Origin of the sequence: Maritimibacter sp. DP1N21-5 (assembly GCF_019218295.1) — a bacterium.
GTDB lineage: Bacteria > Pseudomonadota > Alphaproteobacteria > Rhodobacterales > Rhodobacteraceae > Maritimibacter.
This window is the reverse complement of record NZ_JAHUZF010000006.1, coordinates 357542-373647: the sequence shown is the minus strand read 5'-3', so window position 1 is coordinate 373647 and position 16106 is coordinate 357542. Positions and strand designations below refer to the sequence as shown.

Below are 16106 nucleotides of genomic sequence, written 5' to 3'. Positions count from 1 at the left end.
AGGAAAAAACCGGGATTGCGAAGAATTTTTCTCGAGCGCCGGAAGGTGCGCCGGGACCCCTTGCAAACAAGGGCATTCGTCCTGTCCCGTCCTTTGAAACACGTTCCATACCACGTGCCATGCGCGGCAGGGGCGACTCGTCCGCCCCGGCTCGGCCCGTCCACCACACCTTCAGGCGCGCGCGGCATCCTCGAGCCGGAGTTGCGGGATCGCGCGGCCGTTCCAGTGATTGATCTCGAGCCGTCCGGCCAGATGGAAACGCGCACCGCCGTGGCCTTCGAGCGCCGCGCCGAGCGGGCTGTCGAAGGCACCGAAGGCGATGGCCTCGAGCTTCGCGCCGAGCCCGTCGCCGAGGCTCACCTTGAGATGTTTCTCGCCCACACGCTTGGCAAAACCGATGCTCACCTCGGGAAAGGCCACACGCGGCCCGGGTGCGCCAGCGCCGAAAGGCCCCGCGGTTTCGATCGCCTCGATCAGGTCTACCGTCGCGGCCCCGGGCATGAGGAGCGCATCGACGGCGAGCGCGCGTGGCCCCCCTGCCCCCGCGCCCTGACGGTCGAGCAACTCGGCCAGCCGCGCCATCGCGGGCTCGAGCTGCGCACGTGACAACGACAGGCCTGCTGCCATCTTGTGCCCGCCGCCCCGCTCGATCAGCCCCTCGGCGGCCAGTTTCTGGATCGACGCGCCAAGGTCCACGCCCGAGATCGAGCGGCCCGATCCCTTCCCTTCGTCGCCATCGAAGCCGATCACGATGGCGGGGCGATGGGCGAAATCCTTGAGCCTTGAGGCGACGATACCGACAACACCGGGGTGCCAGCCCTCGCCCGCCGCCCAGACGAGCGGCGCGTCAAGGCCGCGCATCTCGGCCTGATCCAGCGCGGCGATGCGCACCTGTTCCTCGATCTCGCGCCGTTCCGAATTGAGCGCGTCGAGTTTCGCGGCCAGCCCCATCGCCTCTTGCGGGTCGGTGGTCGACAGGAGCCGCGCGCCAAGGTCCGCCGCCCCGATCCGCCCGCCTGCGTTGACGCGAGGGCCAAGAAGGAAGCCGAGATGATAGGGGCGCGGCGCCTCGTTCATCCGTGCCACGTCGGACAGCGCGACCAGCCCGGGCCGCGCCCGCCGCGCCATGACCTTGAGCCCCTGCACCACCAGCGCCCGGTTCGCGCCGACAAGTGGTGCGACATCGGCCACGGTAGCGAGCGCCACGAGGTCGAGCATCGCCATGAGATCGGGCCCGCGCTTGCCGGCCTCGCGCAACTGCCGCCCGGCCTCGACCAGCATCAGGAACACGACCCCTGCGGCACAAAGGTAGCCCGGCGCGTCGACCTCGTCCTGCCGGTTCGGGTTCACGACGGCGAGCGCCGGAGGCAGGGTCTCGCCGCCCAGATGGTGGTCGAGCACGATCACATCCGCCCCCTTGGCGACCGCCGCCGCGATGGGCTCATGCGACAACGTCCCGCAATCCACACAGATGATGAGCGAATGGCGGGCGGCCAGCATCTCCATCGCCGGGATGTTCGGGCCATATCCCTCGTCGATCCGGTCGGGAATGTAGAGCGTCGCCTCGCGCCCCATCTGCCGCAGCCAGTCGATGAGCAGCGCCGCCGAGCTTCCGCCGTCCACATCGTAGTCGGCAAAGATCGCGATCCGCTCGCGCGCGTCGAGGGCAGCCAGAAACCGGGTCGCGGCCTTCTCCATGTCGCGCAGTCCGCGCGGGTCGGGGAGCGTGTCCCGGATGGTCGGGGCGAGGAAGGCCGCGCAATCCTCTGCCGCAACGCCCCGAGCGGCGAGAACGGCGCAGACGGCTGGGGCCAGACCGGTCGCCTGCGCCAGGGCCTCGGCCATGCGCTCGCGTTCGACACCGGGACCGGTCCAGCGGCGACCGGTGAGGCTCTCTTCGACGTTCAGATAGGCAGACATGCGAAAGGGATAGGGCCTTCGTCCAGCGCTCGCAAGCCGGGTTGGTCGCCGGCCAGCGGGCAAAGAAAAACCGGGCGCATCGCCACGCGCCCGGCCTCTGGTGTCACGCGCGCAGGGATCAGGCGTCGACGCGCTCGATCGGGTTGCGGTAGGTCATCCGCCGCACCGACCCGGTCTTCGAACGCATCAGGATCGTCTCGGTCGTAAGGTAGCCGGGTTCGCGCTGGATGCCCTGCACGATCGAGCCATCGGTCACACCGGTCGCGGCAAAGATCACGTCGGCCTGCACCATCTCGTCGCGGGCATAGATCCGGTCGAGATCCTTGATCCCGGCCTTGGCCGCGCGCCCCCGTTCATCGTCGTTGCGGAAGGTGAGCCGGCCCCACATCTGTCCGCCCATGCATTTGAGCGCCGAAGCCGCGAGCACGCCCTCAGGTGCCCCGCCCGACCCCATGTACATGTCGATGCCCGTTGTCGCCTCGGCGCAGTGAATGACGCCGGCCACGTCGCCGTCGGTGATCAGACGGATGCCCGCGCCGGTCGCCCGGATTTCCGCGATCATCTCCTCATGGCGGGGGCGTTCCAAGACGCAGACGGTGATCTCGTCCGCGCCCACGCCCTTGGCCTTGGCCAGTGCCTTGACCCGCTCGCCGGGCGACATCTCGAGGCTCACCACGTTCTTCGGGTAGCCCGGCCCGATGGCAAGCTTGTCCATATAGACGTCGGGCGCATGCAAGAGCGTGCCGCGCGGCGCCATCGCGATGACGGTGAGCGCGTTGGGCATGTCCTTGGCGGTAAGCGTCGTGCCTTCCAGCGGATCGAGCGCGATGTCCACTTCCGGCCCGTTTCCGGTGCCCACCTCTTCGCCGATATAGAGCATCGGCGCCTCGTCACGCTCCCCTTCGCCGATCACCACCGTGCCCGCGATATCGAGCAGGTTGAGCTGATTGCGCATGGCGTTCACGGCAGCCTGGTCGGCGGCCTTCTCGTCCCCCCGCCCGATCAGCTTGGCCGAGGCCATCGCTGCGGCCTCCGACACCCGGGCGAGGCCCAGCGAGAGCATTCGGTCAGCGAAGACGACTGGTGAAGCGGTCATGGAAAACGTCCCTCAGGATTATGGTTGCCCAATCCCTAGCAGGACGCGGAAACGGGGGAAAGCCACAGGGGGCAAGGTTTGCGCAAACACGAGCGCCGGCCCATTGTCTGGCGAGGCGCCTGCGGCCAGTGCCTAGGCATCCTGCCCCTTCGCATGGCAGGCGACGCAAAGCTTGTTGCCGTCGGGATCGCGGACATAGGCCCCATAGTAGTCCGCGTGATACTCGGGACGAAGGCCCGGCAGCCCCGCGTCAACTCCGCCCAGCGAGAGGGCAAGCGCGTGCGCTTGGTCCACGAGGGCGCGGTCCTCTGCCAGAAAGGCGATCATTTTTCCGTTTCCCGTCACCTGCGCGCCGTCGAGCGGCGTCGTCACGATGAAGAGCGGGCGCAGGCCCTCGGCTGGCATCCAGCCCGCCCAGCGTCGCCCGCCCTGATCCTCGGTGAACCGGTGCCGAAGCCCGAGAGCGGCGTGTAGAAGGCCATCGCCCGGTCGAAGTCCATGACCCCGACCGTGACGTGGCTCAGCATCAGACCGCCTCGATCCGGATCGCCACCGGTTCGCCCGCGACAACGCCGGTGCCGCCAAGCCCGGCCAGCGCCTGGTCGATCGCGGCGCGGGAGCATTTGTGGGTGACGATGATGACCGGTGCCACGGTTTCGTCATGCCCATACTGGCGCATCCGGTTGATCGAAACGCCCGCATCGCCGAGCACCTGTGCCACCTTGGCCAGTGCGCCCGGTTTGTCCTGAAGGGTCATGCGCAGATAGAACGCCGCCGGCACCGTCGCTTTGGCGGGCACCGCCGGGGCAAGTTTGGTCGCGGGTTTCCCGAAGGTCGAAATCGTGATCCCCCGCGCGATGTCCATGACGTCGCCCATGACCGCGCTCGCCGTCGGCCCCTCGCCCGCACCGGCGCCGCGCATGACGATCTGTCCCACGCTGTCACCCTCGATCACCACCATGTTGGTGCCGCCCTCGAGCTGGCCCAGCGGGCTGTTGGAGGGCACAAGGCAAGGGCTCATCCGCTGCTCAAGCCCCCGGCCCGTGGTCTGCGCCACGCCCAGAAGCTTGATCCGGTAGCCCATGTCCGCCGCCTGCTCGATATCCGCCAGCGTGATCCGCGTGATGCCTTCAAGTTCGACCGCGTCGAAGTTGACCTGCGTGCCAAAGGCGATGGCGGAGAGGAGCGAGAGCTTGTGTCCAGCGTCGATCCCTCCCACGTCGAGTTGCGGATCGGCTTCGAGGTAGCCAAGCTTCGCGGCCTCGTCGAAGAGCACGTCATAACCCTGCCGGGTCGCCTGCATCCGGGTGAGGATATAGTTGCAGGTGCCGTTCATGACGCCCATGACGCGTGTGATCTCGTTGCCCGCGAGCCCCTCGGTCAGCGCCTTGATGACGGGGATACCGCCGGCAACCGCCGCCTCGAACCGCAGCACGATCCCGGCTGCCTCGGCGGCTTCCGCGATGGCCTGTCCGTGATGGGCAAGCAGCGCCTTGTTCGCCGTGACCACATGCTTGCCAGCCGCGATGGCCGCCTCGACACTGGCCTTTGCCGGGCCGTCCGATCCGCCCATGAGTTCGACATAGACATCGACGTCGTCTCGGGCGGCCAGGGCCACCGGATCGTCTTCCCACTCATAGGGCGAAAGGTCCACGCCACGGTCCTTGGCCCGGTTGCGCGCCGCCACGGCGGTGATCGTCACCGGCCGCCCGCACCGCTCTTCGATGAGCTTCGCGTGCTTGCGCACGATCTTCACGACGCCGACGCCAACGGTGCCGAGACCGGCAATCCCAAGGCGCAGGGGGGCGATATCCGTCATAAGTGTCTCCGTCGAAAACAATCCCGCACCTGTTATCCAAACCCCCGCCCCGCCGCAATCGGGTTCCGGCGACCGCTCCGGCGTCTGTTGCCTCTTCAAGCCCTTATCTTCCCAAGCCCGCGCTTCCCCTGTATCGTCCGCTCAATCAAAACGAGACCGAGCAGTAACGGGACCCCGCGCCGATGACGGCCCTCACCGAATACGACCGATTGGAGGCGACCGGCCTTTGGCGCGCGCGCCCCGAGGCGCAGCGCGTCGAGGTCATCGTGTCCATCGGCGAGGCGACCCTCACCATTGCGGATCGCAACGAGCGCGCGCTCGCGCATTGGTCGCTGCCAGCCGTGCACCGGCTCAACCCGACCAAGCGACCCGCGCTCTACGCGCCTTCTGAGGAGGCGGACGAGGTCGAAAGCCTCGAGATCGACGACGACGACATGATCGCGGCCATAGAGAAGGTGCGCCGTGCCATCGCCCGGCGTCGTCCGCGTCAGGGTCGGCTGCGGGTCGTCCTCACCGCGACGGGCGGGCTCGCGCTGCTGGCGCTCGCCGCCTTCTGGCTGCCCGCGAAGATCACGGACCAAACCGTCTCGCTCCTGCCCGACGCGACGCGCAAGGCCGTGGGCGACCGGATGCTGTCGCGGGTGCGGCAGTTCGCGGGCGAACCCTGCATCCAGGCGGCCGGGCGCACCGCGCTCGCGAAGCTGGGGCGCCGCGTGCTGGGCGAAGTTCCCGGGCGGATCTTCGTGGTGCCCTCCGGGGTCGAGACCTCGGCGCATCTGCCGGGAGGGGTCATTCTTATCAACCGCCGCCTCGTGGAAGACGCCGCCGAGCCTGACGTGCCCGCAGGCTTCATTATCGCCGAACGGCTCCGCGCCGAGACGCAGGACCCGATGCGCGACCTACTGGACCATGCGGGCTTGTTCGCGACGGTTCGCATGCTGACCAGCGGACAGGTCTCGGACGAGGTGCTCGACGACTACGCGCAAGCGCTACTGACCGCCCCCCCGAGGCCGGTGGACGACAAAGCCCTCCTTGCCCGCTTCGATGAAATGGCCGTTCGGGCCACGCCCTATGCCCTCACCCTCGACCCCGACGGCGACACGACACGCGCGCTGATCGAAGCCGACCCCGTGCCCATCTCCGAGGCCTCACCGCTCATCCCCGATGCGGATTGGGTGGCAATCCAAGGTATCTGCACCAACTGATCCGCGCCCGCAGCACGGACAAGAAAAGACCCCGCCGAAGCGGGGCCTTCTTTCGGTTCGACTGCCTTGTGCCCGCTTACTGGGTAATCAGCACCCGTGGCACGGTGTTCGACCAGACCTGCTGCATGTCATATTCGCCCTGCACGGTACGCGGCCCGCGATGTGGGTTCAGACGGTCATCCTCCCAGGCCGCGCGGTAACCTTCCGGGATCTGGGGCGCGCGCGAGGAATAGGTCGTCGGATTGCTCGCGGGCATGCTCACCGGCACGCGGGTCGCGGGCTGAGGGACCGCCACCTGCCGGACCGAGGCTTGTTCGGCCCGGTAGCGTTCCAGCGCGCCCTGCGCGTTCACGTCCCCCGCGACGATCTTGTCCTGCAGGTAGGCTTCGTAGGACGTGCCTGCCGAAGGCGCCGTATAGGACCGGTTCGCCACGGGGGGCGATCCTGCAGGCATCGGACGGCCCGACACCGGGCGCGTCGCGTCGCGGCGCATGACGCCGCCGGGCTGCAGGGCCGAGCGCACCACGACCTCGGACGAGGTCGCCACATTGCCTGTGCCGCCGATCTGCACCCGCGCGGGGTTCTGCGGCGGAGCGATCCGATAGGTCGTGCCGTTCACCGTCGCCGCGCGATAGGCGCCCGTGTCTCCATAGGCCGCATAGACGGGCGCGGCGACCGTCACGGCGGAGGGATGCGCAACGATCTGGGTCATGTTGCCGTCGGTATGGCGCACGGCATAGGTGCGCGGCTGGGTCATCACCCCGCCGCAGTTCACGTTGATCGGGTTGCCGCCGATCATGACACGTGCCGAATTGCCCGTCGCCGGACAGGTGACATCAAGCGTCCGTGTGGTCGGCGCACGCCGGAAGGCGGCCTGCGTCGCGGCCCCTTCGCTGCGTCCTGCCGAGAGGTCCGAAGGTTCGGGTGCCGGGCTTGGGGTCGGCAGGTTGCCGAAGAGCGGCGCGGCCGGCTGGCGTGTCGTGGTCGCGGCGGCCATCTGGGGGGCGGAGGCGTCCGAAGGCGCCGGAGCCGGGCTCGGTGTGGCAAGCGGGGCAGCGGCAGCCGGGGCCGCTGATGTCGGCGCGGGCGCGGCTGCCGGCGCGGCAGCTACGGCCACCGGTGCCGGCGGCGCGATGGGCGCAGGGACCGCGCCGGGACGAGTTGTTCCCGCAGCGAAGGTCGGCGACAGTCCGCAGACGACTTCGTTGCGATTGCCCGACGACAGCCTCGGCACCCAGTTCACCTGGCTCCCGATATTGGCCCGCGCATAGGCGCAGCCCCGGCTATCGACATAGACATCGCCCCGATAGCTCGCGGGCGGCGTTTCCTTGGGCTTGGCGCCCTGATCGAGTGTAATGGCGGTGGCACCGGTGGCGAAGGTGGCAGCGATCGCGAGGGTGCTCAGCGTGGTCAATAGTTTCATTCAGTGTCCCCCAACACTATATCTGGTTCACCATGGGACCTTCCCTACAACGTGTAAAGGGCCGATCCACGCAAACCCCTGATAAAATGCGGCAAACCTCTACTTCGTTCCGAACATCCGGTCGCCCGCATCGCCCAGACCGGGCACGATATAGCCCTTCTCGTTCAGCCTCTCGTCGAGCGAAGCCGTGACGATCGGCACGTCCGGGTGCGCCTCCTTCATCCGCGCGACACCCTCGGGGGCCGCGAGCAGGCACAGGAACCGGATGTTCGTGGCGCCCGCCTCTTTCAGAAGGTCGATCGCCGCAGCACTCGAATTGCCGGTGGCGAGCATCGGGTCGACCGCGATCACCATTCGGTCGCCCAGGTTCTTGGGCACCTTGAAGTAATACTGCACGGGCTTCAGCGTCTCTTCATCGCGGTAAAGCCCGACGAAGCCGACCCGCGCCGAGGGGATCAGCTCCAGCACCCCGTCCAGAAGCCCGTTCCCTGCCCGCAGGATCGAAATCAGCGCAAGTTTCTTGCCAGCGAGGATCGGCGCGTCCATCTCGGTCAGGGGCGTGTCGATGGTCTTGGTGGTCATCGGTAGTTCGCGCGTCACCTCGTACGCCAGCAACAGGCTGATCTCGCGCAAGAGCTGCCGGAAGCCCGCCGTCGACGTGTCCTTGTCGCGCATGATCGACAGTTTGTGCTGCACCAGCGGGTGATCCACGATCGTGAGGTGGTTATCCATCGTATGTCTCCAGTCTGTCTCTCAGATGCGCCCGCGTCGTCGCATCGCAAAAGGCCGCGTCCAGCGCGACCCGGTTCAGCGCGTCGAAATCCTCGACCGTCCAGCCGAAGGCCTCGGACAGATCGACGAATTCCTTCGTCATGTCGGTGTGGAAGAAGGGAGGATCGTCGGTCGAGACCGTGACCCTGACCCCCGCTTCGCGCAGCTTCGCGATGGGATGGTCGGCGACGCTCGGGTAGACCCCCAGCGCCACGTTCGAGCCGGGACAGACCTCGAGGACGATGCCGCTCGCAGCGAGGTAGTCGACGAGCGACGGGTCGTCGATGGCCTGCACGCCATGGCCCACGCGCTCGATCCCCCAGGCCTCGATGGCCTCGCGCACCGACTTGGCACCGCCCCATTCACCGGCGTGGGCTGTCAAACGAAGCCCCGCCTCGCGTGCCGCGTCGAAGGCATAGGCGAAGTCGCGCGGCGTCATGAAGTTTTCGTCTCCGCCGATGCCGAAGCCCACCGTATGATCCCCTGCCGTCTCCTGCGCGCAGACGGCGCTGGCCTTTGCGGCATCAGGTCCGAAATGACGCACCGCCGTGGCGATCACCCGGAAGGCGATCCCCGGCACTTCCGCGGCGCCTTCGCGGATCGCGTGCAGATATTCTTTCCAGGCCACCACGTCATAGCCGCCGCAGAACGCGGGTGACACGAAGCTCTCGAGATAGATGACATTGCGCTCCCGCGCTTCTTCCAGCACGGCCCGCGTCAGCCGCCGGTAATCGTCCGGCGAGGTAAGAGGCTGCGTCGCTTGTTCGTACACATCGAGAAACTGCAAGAAATCCCGGTAGCAATAGGCACCTTCTGCATCGAAAATGTTCGAAACGTCCAAGCGTTTCTCCGAAGCCATGCGCCGCACAAAGTCCGGCGGCGCTGCGCCTTCGATGTGGTGGTGCAGCTCGATCTTGGGCATCCGCGCCAGCGCGTCGTGCAGGTCCTCGTTCATAAGAACGCCTTCCCGGCACCGCGCTCATCGAGCCCCAGATGCGCCGCAACGCTCGCCCCGACCGAGGAAAACCCGACGAGCCCCAGCTTGCGCGCGCCCTTGCCGTGGATCAGCACGGGCACCCGTTCGCGCGTGTGGTCGGTGCCCACCCAAGTCGGATCGTTGCCGTGGTCGGCCGTGAAGATCATGATGTCCCCGGCCTTCATCCGCTCGAAGAGCCGCGGCAGTTGCGCATCGAACCATTCGAGGTGTTTGGCATAGCCGGACACGTCGCGCCGGTGTCCATACTGGCTGTCGAACTCCACGAAATTGGCGAAGGTCAGGCTCCCCTCCTCCGCCGTTTCGGTCAGCGCCACCAGCGCTTCCATCAGTTCCTCGTCGGTGCCCTTGGCATTATCGGTCACGCCGCGATGCGCGAAGATGTCGCCGATCTTGCCCACCGCATGGACCGGGCGCCCCGCATCGAATGCCCAGTCCAGAAGCGTGCGCTCCGGCGGGGTCAGGGCAAAGTCCCGGCGGTATTTCGTCCGCACGAAGCCGGTGCTGGCATTCCCCACGAAGGGCCGCGCGATGACCCGGCCCACGCGCCTCCCGTGAAGCATCGGGGCCATCGCTTCGCACAGCGCATAAAGCCGCTCGCGCCCGAAGACCTCTTCATGGGCCGCGATCTGGAGCACGGAGTCGGCGCTCGTGTAACAGATCGGCCAGCCGGTGCGCATGTGTTCGGCGCCGAGTTCGTCCAACACATCGGTCCCGCTCGCGTGCTTGTTGCCGAGGATGCCCTCGGTCCCGGCGGCCTCGATCAGCGCCGACGTCACGTCGGGGGGAAAGGCTGGCTCTTCGTTCGGGAAATAGGTCCAGTCGAAGGGCACGGGAAGTCCGGCCAACTCCCAATGACCCGAGGGCGTATCCTTGCCTTTCGAGATCTCGGTCGCCGCCCCCCAGGTGCCGGCTGGCTCGGCCCCGAGGCCCGGCGCGATCATGCCCGAGGCGAGCTTCACGGCCATGCCAAGCCCCAGCCTGTCGAGGTTGGGCACCCGGAGCGGGCCCGACCGCCCTTCTTCCGCCCGGCCCTTGGCGCAGGCTTCGGCGATATGGCCGATGGTATTCGCGCCGGTGTCGGGCGTGCCGTCGTTAAAGAACTTGGCCGCGTCCGGCGCGCCGCCGATCCCGGCGCTGTCCAGCACGACAAGGAACGCGCGTGCCATTCAGCTCTCCATCTGCGCGGCGGCAAAGGCGTGGGGGATCAACTCCTCGATCCGCTGCACAAGCTCGCCACCCTGCATCGTGCCCATGGTCACGATCACGCCCCTGGGCGCGAACTCTGCGATCTTCTGCCGGCACCCGCCGCAGGGCGTCACCGGCGCGGGGGCATCGCCCACAACCGCGACCTCGGCAATCTCTGTGTCGCCGCCAAGGATCATCGCCGCGATCGCGCCCGCTTCGGCGCAGGTGCCTTCAGGATAGGCCGCGTTCTCGACGTTCACCCCCTGATAGACCTTGCCCGAGGCCGCCCGGAGCGCCGCGCCGACCTTGAACTTCGAATAGGGCGCATAGGCGCGCTCGCGTGCCTCCACCGCCAGTTCCATGAGGGATTTTTGCGTCAACACCGCCTCCGTTTGACCTTATGGTCCAGAATGGCGGGAATGCGCGGGACCGCAAGGCGAATCAAGTCCTGCCTTGCCTTGACGCCGCGAAATCGGCTATGCCCCGCGCGACGGAAAATGGTTTAACGTTAAACCATCTTGGGAGGGACAGGACATGTCGGCCGATACCACGGGCACGAACCGGCACCCCGCGCTGGATTACCATGAATACCCGAAGCCCGGGAAACTCGAAATCCGCCCGACCAAGCCCATGGCCAACGGACGCGACCTGTCCTTGGCCTACTCCCCCGGCGTGGCGGAGGCCTGCCTTGAAATCAAGGCCGATCCCACTTCCGCCAGCCGCTATACCGCGCGCGGAAACCTTGTCGCTGTGGTCTCGAACGGCACCGCAGTTCTTGGACTTGGCAACATCGGCGCGCTTGCGTCCAAGCCGGTGATGGAGGGCAAGGCGGTGCTCTTCAAGAAGTTCGCCAACATCGACTGTTTCGACATCGAACTCGACCAGCCGGACCCGGAAAAGCTCGCAGAGATCATCTGCGCGATGGAGCCCAGCTTCGGCGCGATCAACCTCGAAGACATCAAGGCGCCCGATTGTTTCATCGTTGAACAAATCTGCCGCGAGCGGATGAACATCCCCGTGTTTCACGACGACCAACACGGCACGGCCATCGTCGTCGGCGCTGCCGCCACGAATGCGATCCGCGTGGCAGGCAAGGATTTTGGCGACATCAAGGTCGTCTCGACGGGGGGCGGCGCGGCCGGTATTGCCTGTCTCAACATGCTCCTGAAACTCGGCGTGAAACGCGAAAACGTCTGGCTCTGCGACATCGACGGTCTGGTCTATGAGGGCCGCGAGGCGAGCATGAACCCGCAGAAGGCCGCGTTCGCGCAGGCGACCGATTTGCGCACCTTGGACGATGTGATCGACGGGGCGGACCTGTTCCTGGGTCTCTCCGGTCCCGGCGTGCTCACGCAGGACCATGTGAAACGCATGGCCCCGCGCCCCATCGTTTTCGCGCTCGCGAATCCGACGCCGGAAATCCTCCCCGACCTCGCCCGCGAGGTTTCGCCCGATGCCATCATCGCGACGGGGCGCTCGGACTACCCCAACCAGGTCAACAACGTTCTCTGCTTCCCGTTCATCTTCCGGGGCGCACTCGACGTGGGCGCGACCGAGATCAACGACGAAATGGAAATCGCCTGTATCGAAGGCATCGCCGCCCTCGCCCGGGCCACGACGAGCGCCGAGGCCGCCGCCGCCTATCGCGGCGAAAAGCTGTCCTTCGGACCCGACTACCTGATCCCGAAACCCTTCGATCCGCGCCTCATGGGCGTGGTCGCCTCGGCCGTGGCCAAGGCGGCGATGGAGACCGGCGTCGCCACCCGGCCGCTCGATGACCTCAAGGCCTACAAGGCCAAGCTCGACAGTTCCGTCTTCCGCTCCGCCCTCATCATGCGCCCGGTGTTCGAAGCCGCCGCCACTGCCGAGCGCCGGATCGTCTTTGCCGAGGGCGAGGACGAGCGCGTCCTGCGCGCGGCCAATGCGATGCTCGAGGAAACCACGGATCGTCCGATCCTCATCGGTCGCCCCGAGGTGATCGAAAACCGCCTGTCGCGCGCGGGCCTTCCCCTGCGGCTCGGCACCGACTTCGAGGTGGTGAACCCCGAGAACGATCCGCGCTACCGCGACTATTGGGAAACCTACCACGGGCTCATGGCCCGGCGGGGGGTCACCCCCGACATCGCGCGTGCGGTCATGCGCACCAACACCACGGCCATCGGCGCCGTCATGGTGCACCGGGGCGAGGCCGACAGCCTCATCTGCGGCACCTTCGGCCAGTTCCTGTGGCACCTGAAATACGTGACCGAGATCCTGGGTGGCGGACCCGAGCACTTCCATGCCGTGGGCGCGCTGAGCCTGATGATCCTGCAGGACGGGCCGCTCTTCATCGCCGACACCCATGTGCATCCGGAGCCGACCCCCGCCCAGATCGCGGAAACGGTGATCGGTGCCGCGCGGCACGTGAAGCGCTTCGGCCTCGCGCCCAAGATCGCGCTTTGCTCCTATTCGCAGTTCGGCAACCTCGATTGCACCACGGGCAGGGTCATGCGCGGCGCGCTCGAGATCCTCGACGCCGAGCCGCGCGGATTTGCCTATGAAGGCGAGATGCACATCGACGCGGCGCTTGATGAGGCGACCCGCGAGCGCATGTTCCCCGGCGCGCGTTTCGACGGCCCCGCGAACGTGCTCGTTTTCGCCAATACCGATGCGGCGTCGGGTGTGCGCAACATGTTGAAGATGAAGGCGGGCGGGCTCGAGGTCGGACCGATCCTCATGGGCATGGGCAACCGGGCGCATGTGGTGACGCCCTCGATCACGGCGCGGGGGCTTCTGAACATGTCCGCCATCGCCGGGACGCCCGTCGCGCATTACGGCTGAGCGGCCAGATCCTCCATCCAGTCGCGCGCCGCCGGACCCGACAGGCGCGCGACCAATGCCACCTCGCCCGCGTCCAGCGTGAGCCGCTCGACGCAGGCTTCGTTGGTCCCGACCTCCGCCTCACCCGCCTCGGCGTCCAATTCCGCACAGGCCTGCGCCTCGACCTCAACGGCAATCTCCGCGTCCGGCGGATTGACGAGCCGCAGCATCCGCCGGCGCAGGACCTCGTCGAACAGGCCCTCACGCGCGAGATAGATCACATGGGTGCAGCCCCCTGCCCCGCAGAACAGATCCTCGGCGGTCGAACAGGTGACGGCGCCAAGATCGAAGGCGACGTCCTCCGCCCCGTCGCCGTTGAAATCCTCGCGCAGGGCGAACTCCGGCTCGACGGACATGCTTCCCTGCAAGTCGGCACAGGCGCCCCGCGCCCGGACCAGTTCGACCGTCCGGGGGTCGGCCACCGGTGCGGGACGCAGGGCGCAGACCTCCGCGACCGGGTCGAGCGCCGCGCTGCTTCCCGACAGTGAAAAGCGGTGTTCCGCCTCGACCGTGCCGCCCAGCGTCAGGACCAGCGTGCTCCCCGACTTCAGGGCCGCGATGAGCTCCACGTCCTCCGCCTCGCGCGCGCCGTAGGCCGGAATATCCTCGCCTCCTACGCTGCGCCGCGCGAAGGCCCGCGTCTCCGGCTTGGTTTCATCAACGCTGAGTGTCACGTCGATCCGGTCCGGTAAGGCCGTCGCCGCATTGAGCGAGAAGGTCATCCAGCCACCCGCTTCACAGCCTACGGTAAAACACAGAAGCCCCATGTCACCTGACAGGGCATCGCCGCAGGAAGTCGCGTAATCACGGTCGCGGTAGGTTTCATATGCCCATTCCTGCGCGTTTGCGTTTTCCGGAAGGGCCAGCGTGGAAAGGGTCAGGAGCACCAAGGAACCGTAGGTCGGCAAGCGGCGGACAAAGGCCCCGCCGTGGGCACGGCAGGTTTCCGTCCTTTGTCGCCAAGACCGATCCTGTCGCAAAGCCGCCTCCTCGCGCCGCGCGTCTTTCGGGTCCGATGGGCCAAGTGTCGCACCTGTCCGCCTGTCTGGCAACGATGCGGGCACAGGGCCGGTTCCCGCGGCTCGACGAAGCGGTCAGGCGTGACCGGCGCCTTGAGGGAATGGCGGGGTCCTCGGCCCGCCCTCCGCGCGGCCCGACAGGACCGGAAGCACGGTCGAACGGTTTGCCAGAAGCTGGGTCAGCTCCTCCGTCACCTCGCGTTTCAGAAGCGGCGCACAGGGCGCCATGCCAGACAGGCTGTCGAGGAGCAACTCTGGAGGCAAACTCTGTGCCTCGTCGCCCCACATCTCGCCCTCCTCGGCCAGTCCACCGGCGGCCAGAAGCAGGCTCGCGGCCGGAAGGTTGTTGGCCAGAAGCGCGACATGCTCGGCGCAAAGGATATGGTGATAGTCGACCTCCCGGCGACCCCGGCACAGCCGCACGGAGCGGTCATTCACCAGATGCACGGCGCGCGCGAAGCCCGCTTCGACCCCGGCCAGATGTTCGAGGATGGGGTGGGACAGAAACACCCGGTGCTGTTGCGACAGCCTCGTGTCGCGGCTGGGCACGTTCGGACCAAGCGCATGGGCCCTGATCCGAACCGGAAGCCACTTTTCGTGAAGCGGTCCCTCGGGGATGGTCAGGCTACGATGCCCGCGCCACAGGATCTCATGTGCCTCGCCCTCCACATCGAGGACGAGGTCCCCTGCGTCCAGCCGTTCGATGCGTCGCTCGCCCTTCGGCGTGGCGATCATTGTGCCGGCGGCGAAACAGAGGGGCGTGAAGACCTCGTAGGGCGTGGCGTCGATATCGACAACCAGAGCGATCATTCCCGTGGCCGCCGGAGGACCTTCGGGAAAGTGGAAATAGATCTGTCCAGCGGCTTCGAACACGACCAGATCGCGCGGCGTGCCGAGCGGCACCGTCAGGCCCAGCACGTTCACACCGGGGGTCGCGGTCCCCGATCCGATGTAGTTGATCGGTGCCCCGTTGAAGGTCGTCGACCCGTCGTCCGCATCCGAGAGGAAGCCGTCCAAGTCCGAAAGCGTCCCAAGTTCGGAGGGCCCGAATGCACCCAAGACAATGGTCTGGGCGGAACTTAGAAGGTTGGCGGCTAGCAGTGCCCCATCATAGGGCGTCACCGTGATATCGACATCGGACATCAAAACTCCTTCGCGCGGGAAGATACCTCTCCCGTTCGATGCCGACTGTCACGGACGGCACCGGCGCTGTCTTTTACTTTCAGGCCTACGACCACGACGGGTCCGGGCAGGCAGGGTTCGGGAAACGGTGGGCCAGCGCATGGGGCCGGTGATGGTCAAACAACTACAGGAGGAAATTATGGGATCCACTTTGACGAGAATAGGGCAATCTTGGATACAACTTTAGACATCTCGACGGACTCAGGAGCGTAAAGACTGCCGGGACATAGCGGCTCGCGAACGTACCGGGAGCCTGTCACCCCAAGCCTGTCTGGCCCGAACGATTGCACGGCATCACGCGCGGCCAGTCCGTTCCAGCGTTTTTCTCCCGTTCCAGTTCGGAAGGATTGTTCGCATTTCTTCCCGTCCAACCGGTCTGGGTGGCCTCGCATAACCCCTCCCCGCCCTGTACCGCACGCCGGCCGACTCGGGCATGGCTCACCTGGCCCGCCACAAGGAAGCCAGGGTCAGGATGGATCGAGAACTTTGCAAATCCTCCCGACTTTTCCCGCCTGGTTGCGAAAACCGCGTCGATTTGCAAAAGTTTGCAGACCAATCCGCGTGCGAATTGCAAATTTCCGATACAAAGCGCCGCAGGTTACCGCCAACAGCCTTGCTCCGTTCCATGCC

Annotated in this window: 13 protein-coding genes; 2 read left to right on the top strand and 11 right to left on the bottom strand. The window is 66.8% G+C overall.

The window, feature by feature from the left end:
- Positions 1 to 171: 171 nt before the first annotated feature.
- The 4 genes from recJ to KJP29_RS09440 form a co-directional block, all read right to left on the bottom strand.
- Positions 172 to 1920 carry a single-stranded-DNA-specific exonuclease RecJ gene (recJ, locus tag KJP29_RS09455; RefSeq protein WP_218463326.1) on the bottom strand — a complete coding sequence of 583 codons (1749 nt, stop codon included), beginning with the start codon at positions 1918 to 1920 and terminating at the stop codon, positions 172 to 174.
- 118 nt (positions 1921 to 2038) lie between these two features.
- Positions 2039 to 3016 (bottom strand): class II fructose-bisphosphatase, encoded by a 978-nt coding sequence (gene glpX / locus KJP29_RS09450; RefSeq protein ID WP_218463325.1) that lies wholly within the window; start codon positions 3014 to 3016, stop codon positions 2039 to 2041.
- A gap of 132 nt (positions 3017 to 3148) precedes the next feature.
- The gene (locus KJP29_RS09445) at positions 3149 to 3421 is read right to left on the bottom strand and encodes a VOC family protein (protein WP_255553523.1); all 273 of its coding nucleotides are present in this window, start codon (positions 3419 to 3421) and stop codon (positions 3149 to 3151) included.
- Between the two features lie 121 nt (positions 3422 to 3542).
- Positions 3543 to 4835 (bottom strand): homoserine dehydrogenase, encoded by a 1293-nt coding sequence (locus KJP29_RS09440; RefSeq protein ID WP_218463324.1) that lies wholly within the window; start codon positions 4833 to 4835, stop codon positions 3543 to 3545.
- A gap of 182 nt (positions 4836 to 5017) precedes the next feature.
- Between KJP29_RS09440 and KJP29_RS09435 the strand changes: the two genes are divergently transcribed.
- Complete coding sequence (locus KJP29_RS09435) at positions 5018 to 6040, top strand: hypothetical protein (protein WP_218463323.1); 1023 nt, start codon at positions 5018 to 5020, stop codon at positions 6038 to 6040.
- 76 nt (positions 6041 to 6116) lie between these two features.
- On the opposite strand, the gene KJP29_RS09430 is transcribed toward KJP29_RS09435, so the two are convergent.
- The 5 genes from KJP29_RS09430 to KJP29_RS09410 form a co-directional block, all read right to left on the bottom strand.
- Complete coding sequence (locus KJP29_RS09430; protein ID WP_218463322.1) at positions 6117 to 7463, bottom strand: hypothetical protein; 1347 nt, start codon at positions 7461 to 7463, stop codon at positions 6117 to 6119.
- Positions 7464 to 7562: 99 nt separating this feature from the next.
- Complete coding sequence (upp, locus tag KJP29_RS09425; protein ID WP_218463321.1) at positions 7563 to 8195, bottom strand: uracil phosphoribosyltransferase; 633 nt, start codon at positions 8193 to 8195, stop codon at positions 7563 to 7565.
- Positions 8188 to 9189 carry an adenosine deaminase gene (locus tag KJP29_RS09420; RefSeq protein WP_218463320.1) on the bottom strand — a complete coding sequence of 334 codons (1002 nt, stop codon included), beginning with the start codon at positions 9187 to 9189 and terminating at the stop codon, positions 8188 to 8190. The genes upp and KJP29_RS09420 overlap by 8 nt, the downstream gene beginning before the upstream one ends.
- On the bottom strand, positions 9186 to 10397 hold the full coding sequence (locus KJP29_RS09415) for a phosphopentomutase (RefSeq protein WP_218463319.1): 1212 nt from the start codon (positions 10395 to 10397) through the stop codon (positions 9186 to 9188). The genes KJP29_RS09420 and KJP29_RS09415 overlap by 4 nt, the downstream gene beginning before the upstream one ends.
- Complete coding sequence (locus KJP29_RS09410) at positions 10398 to 10778, bottom strand: cytidine deaminase (RefSeq protein ID WP_218464900.1); 381 nt, start codon at positions 10776 to 10778, stop codon at positions 10398 to 10400.
- A 172-nt stretch (positions 10779 to 10950) separates the two neighbouring features.
- Between KJP29_RS09410 and KJP29_RS09405 the strand changes: the two genes are divergently transcribed.
- Positions 10951 to 13236 (top strand): NADP-dependent malic enzyme, encoded by a 2286-nt coding sequence (locus KJP29_RS09405; protein ID WP_218463318.1) that lies wholly within the window; start codon positions 10951 to 10953, stop codon positions 13234 to 13236.
- Here KJP29_RS09405 and KJP29_RS09400 read toward each other — a convergent pair.
- Both KJP29_RS09400 and KJP29_RS09395 read right to left on the bottom strand, forming a co-directional pair.
- A complete protein-coding gene (locus KJP29_RS09400; protein WP_218463317.1) occupies positions 13227 to 14162 on the bottom strand; it encodes a DUF1176 domain-containing protein in 936 nt (311 codons plus the stop codon). The two genes, KJP29_RS09405 and KJP29_RS09400, sit on opposite strands and share 10 nt — an antisense overlap.
- 207 nt (positions 14163 to 14369) lie before the next feature.
- Positions 14370 to 15437 (bottom strand): Hint domain-containing protein, encoded by a 1068-nt coding sequence (locus tag KJP29_RS09395; protein WP_218463316.1) that lies wholly within the window; start codon positions 15435 to 15437, stop codon positions 14370 to 14372.
- Positions 15438 to 16106 lie beyond the last annotated feature (669 nt).

Bases quoted from the DNA above. Each gene is read 5' to 3' on its own strand.
- recJ (WP_218463326.1), bottom strand. From the start codon at position 1,920: ATGTCTGCCTATCTGAACGTCGAAGAGAGCCTCACCGGTCGCCGCTGG.
- glpX (WP_218463325.1), bottom strand. From the start codon at position 3,016: ATGACCGCTTCACCAGTCGTCTTCGCTGACCGAATGCTCTCGCTGGGC.
- KJP29_RS09445 (WP_255553523.1), bottom strand. From the start codon at position 3,421: ATGCCAGCCGAGGGCCTGCGCCCGCTCTTCATCGTGACGACGCCGCTC.
- KJP29_RS09440 (WP_218463324.1), bottom strand. From the start codon at position 4,835: ATGACGGATATCGCCCCCCTGCGCCTTGGGATTGCCGGTCTCGGCACC.
- KJP29_RS09435 (WP_218463323.1), top strand. From the start codon at position 5,018: ATGACGGCCCTCACCGAATACGACCGATTGGAGGCGACCGGCCTTTGG.
- KJP29_RS09430 (WP_218463322.1), bottom strand. From the start codon at position 7,463: ATGAAACTATTGACCACGCTGAGCACCCTCGCGATCGCTGCCACCTTC.
- upp (WP_218463321.1), bottom strand. From the start codon at position 8,195: ATGGATAACCACCTCACGATCGTGGATCACCCGCTGGTGCAGCACAAA.
- KJP29_RS09420 (WP_218463320.1), bottom strand. From the start codon at position 9,189: ATGAACGAGGACCTGCACGACGCGCTGGCGCGGATGCCCAAGATCGAG.
- KJP29_RS09415 (WP_218463319.1), bottom strand. From the start codon at position 10,397: ATGGCACGCGCGTTCCTTGTCGTGCTGGACAGCGCCGGGATCGGCGGC.
- KJP29_RS09410 (WP_218464900.1), bottom strand. From the start codon at position 10,778: ATGGAACTGGCGGTGGAGGCACGCGAGCGCGCCTATGCGCCCTATTCG.
- KJP29_RS09405 (WP_218463318.1), top strand. From the start codon at position 10,951: ATGTCGGCCGATACCACGGGCACGAACCGGCACCCCGCGCTGGATTAC.
- KJP29_RS09395 (WP_218463316.1), bottom strand. From the start codon at position 15,437: ATGTCCGATGTCGATATCACGGTGACGCCCTATGATGGGGCACTGCTA.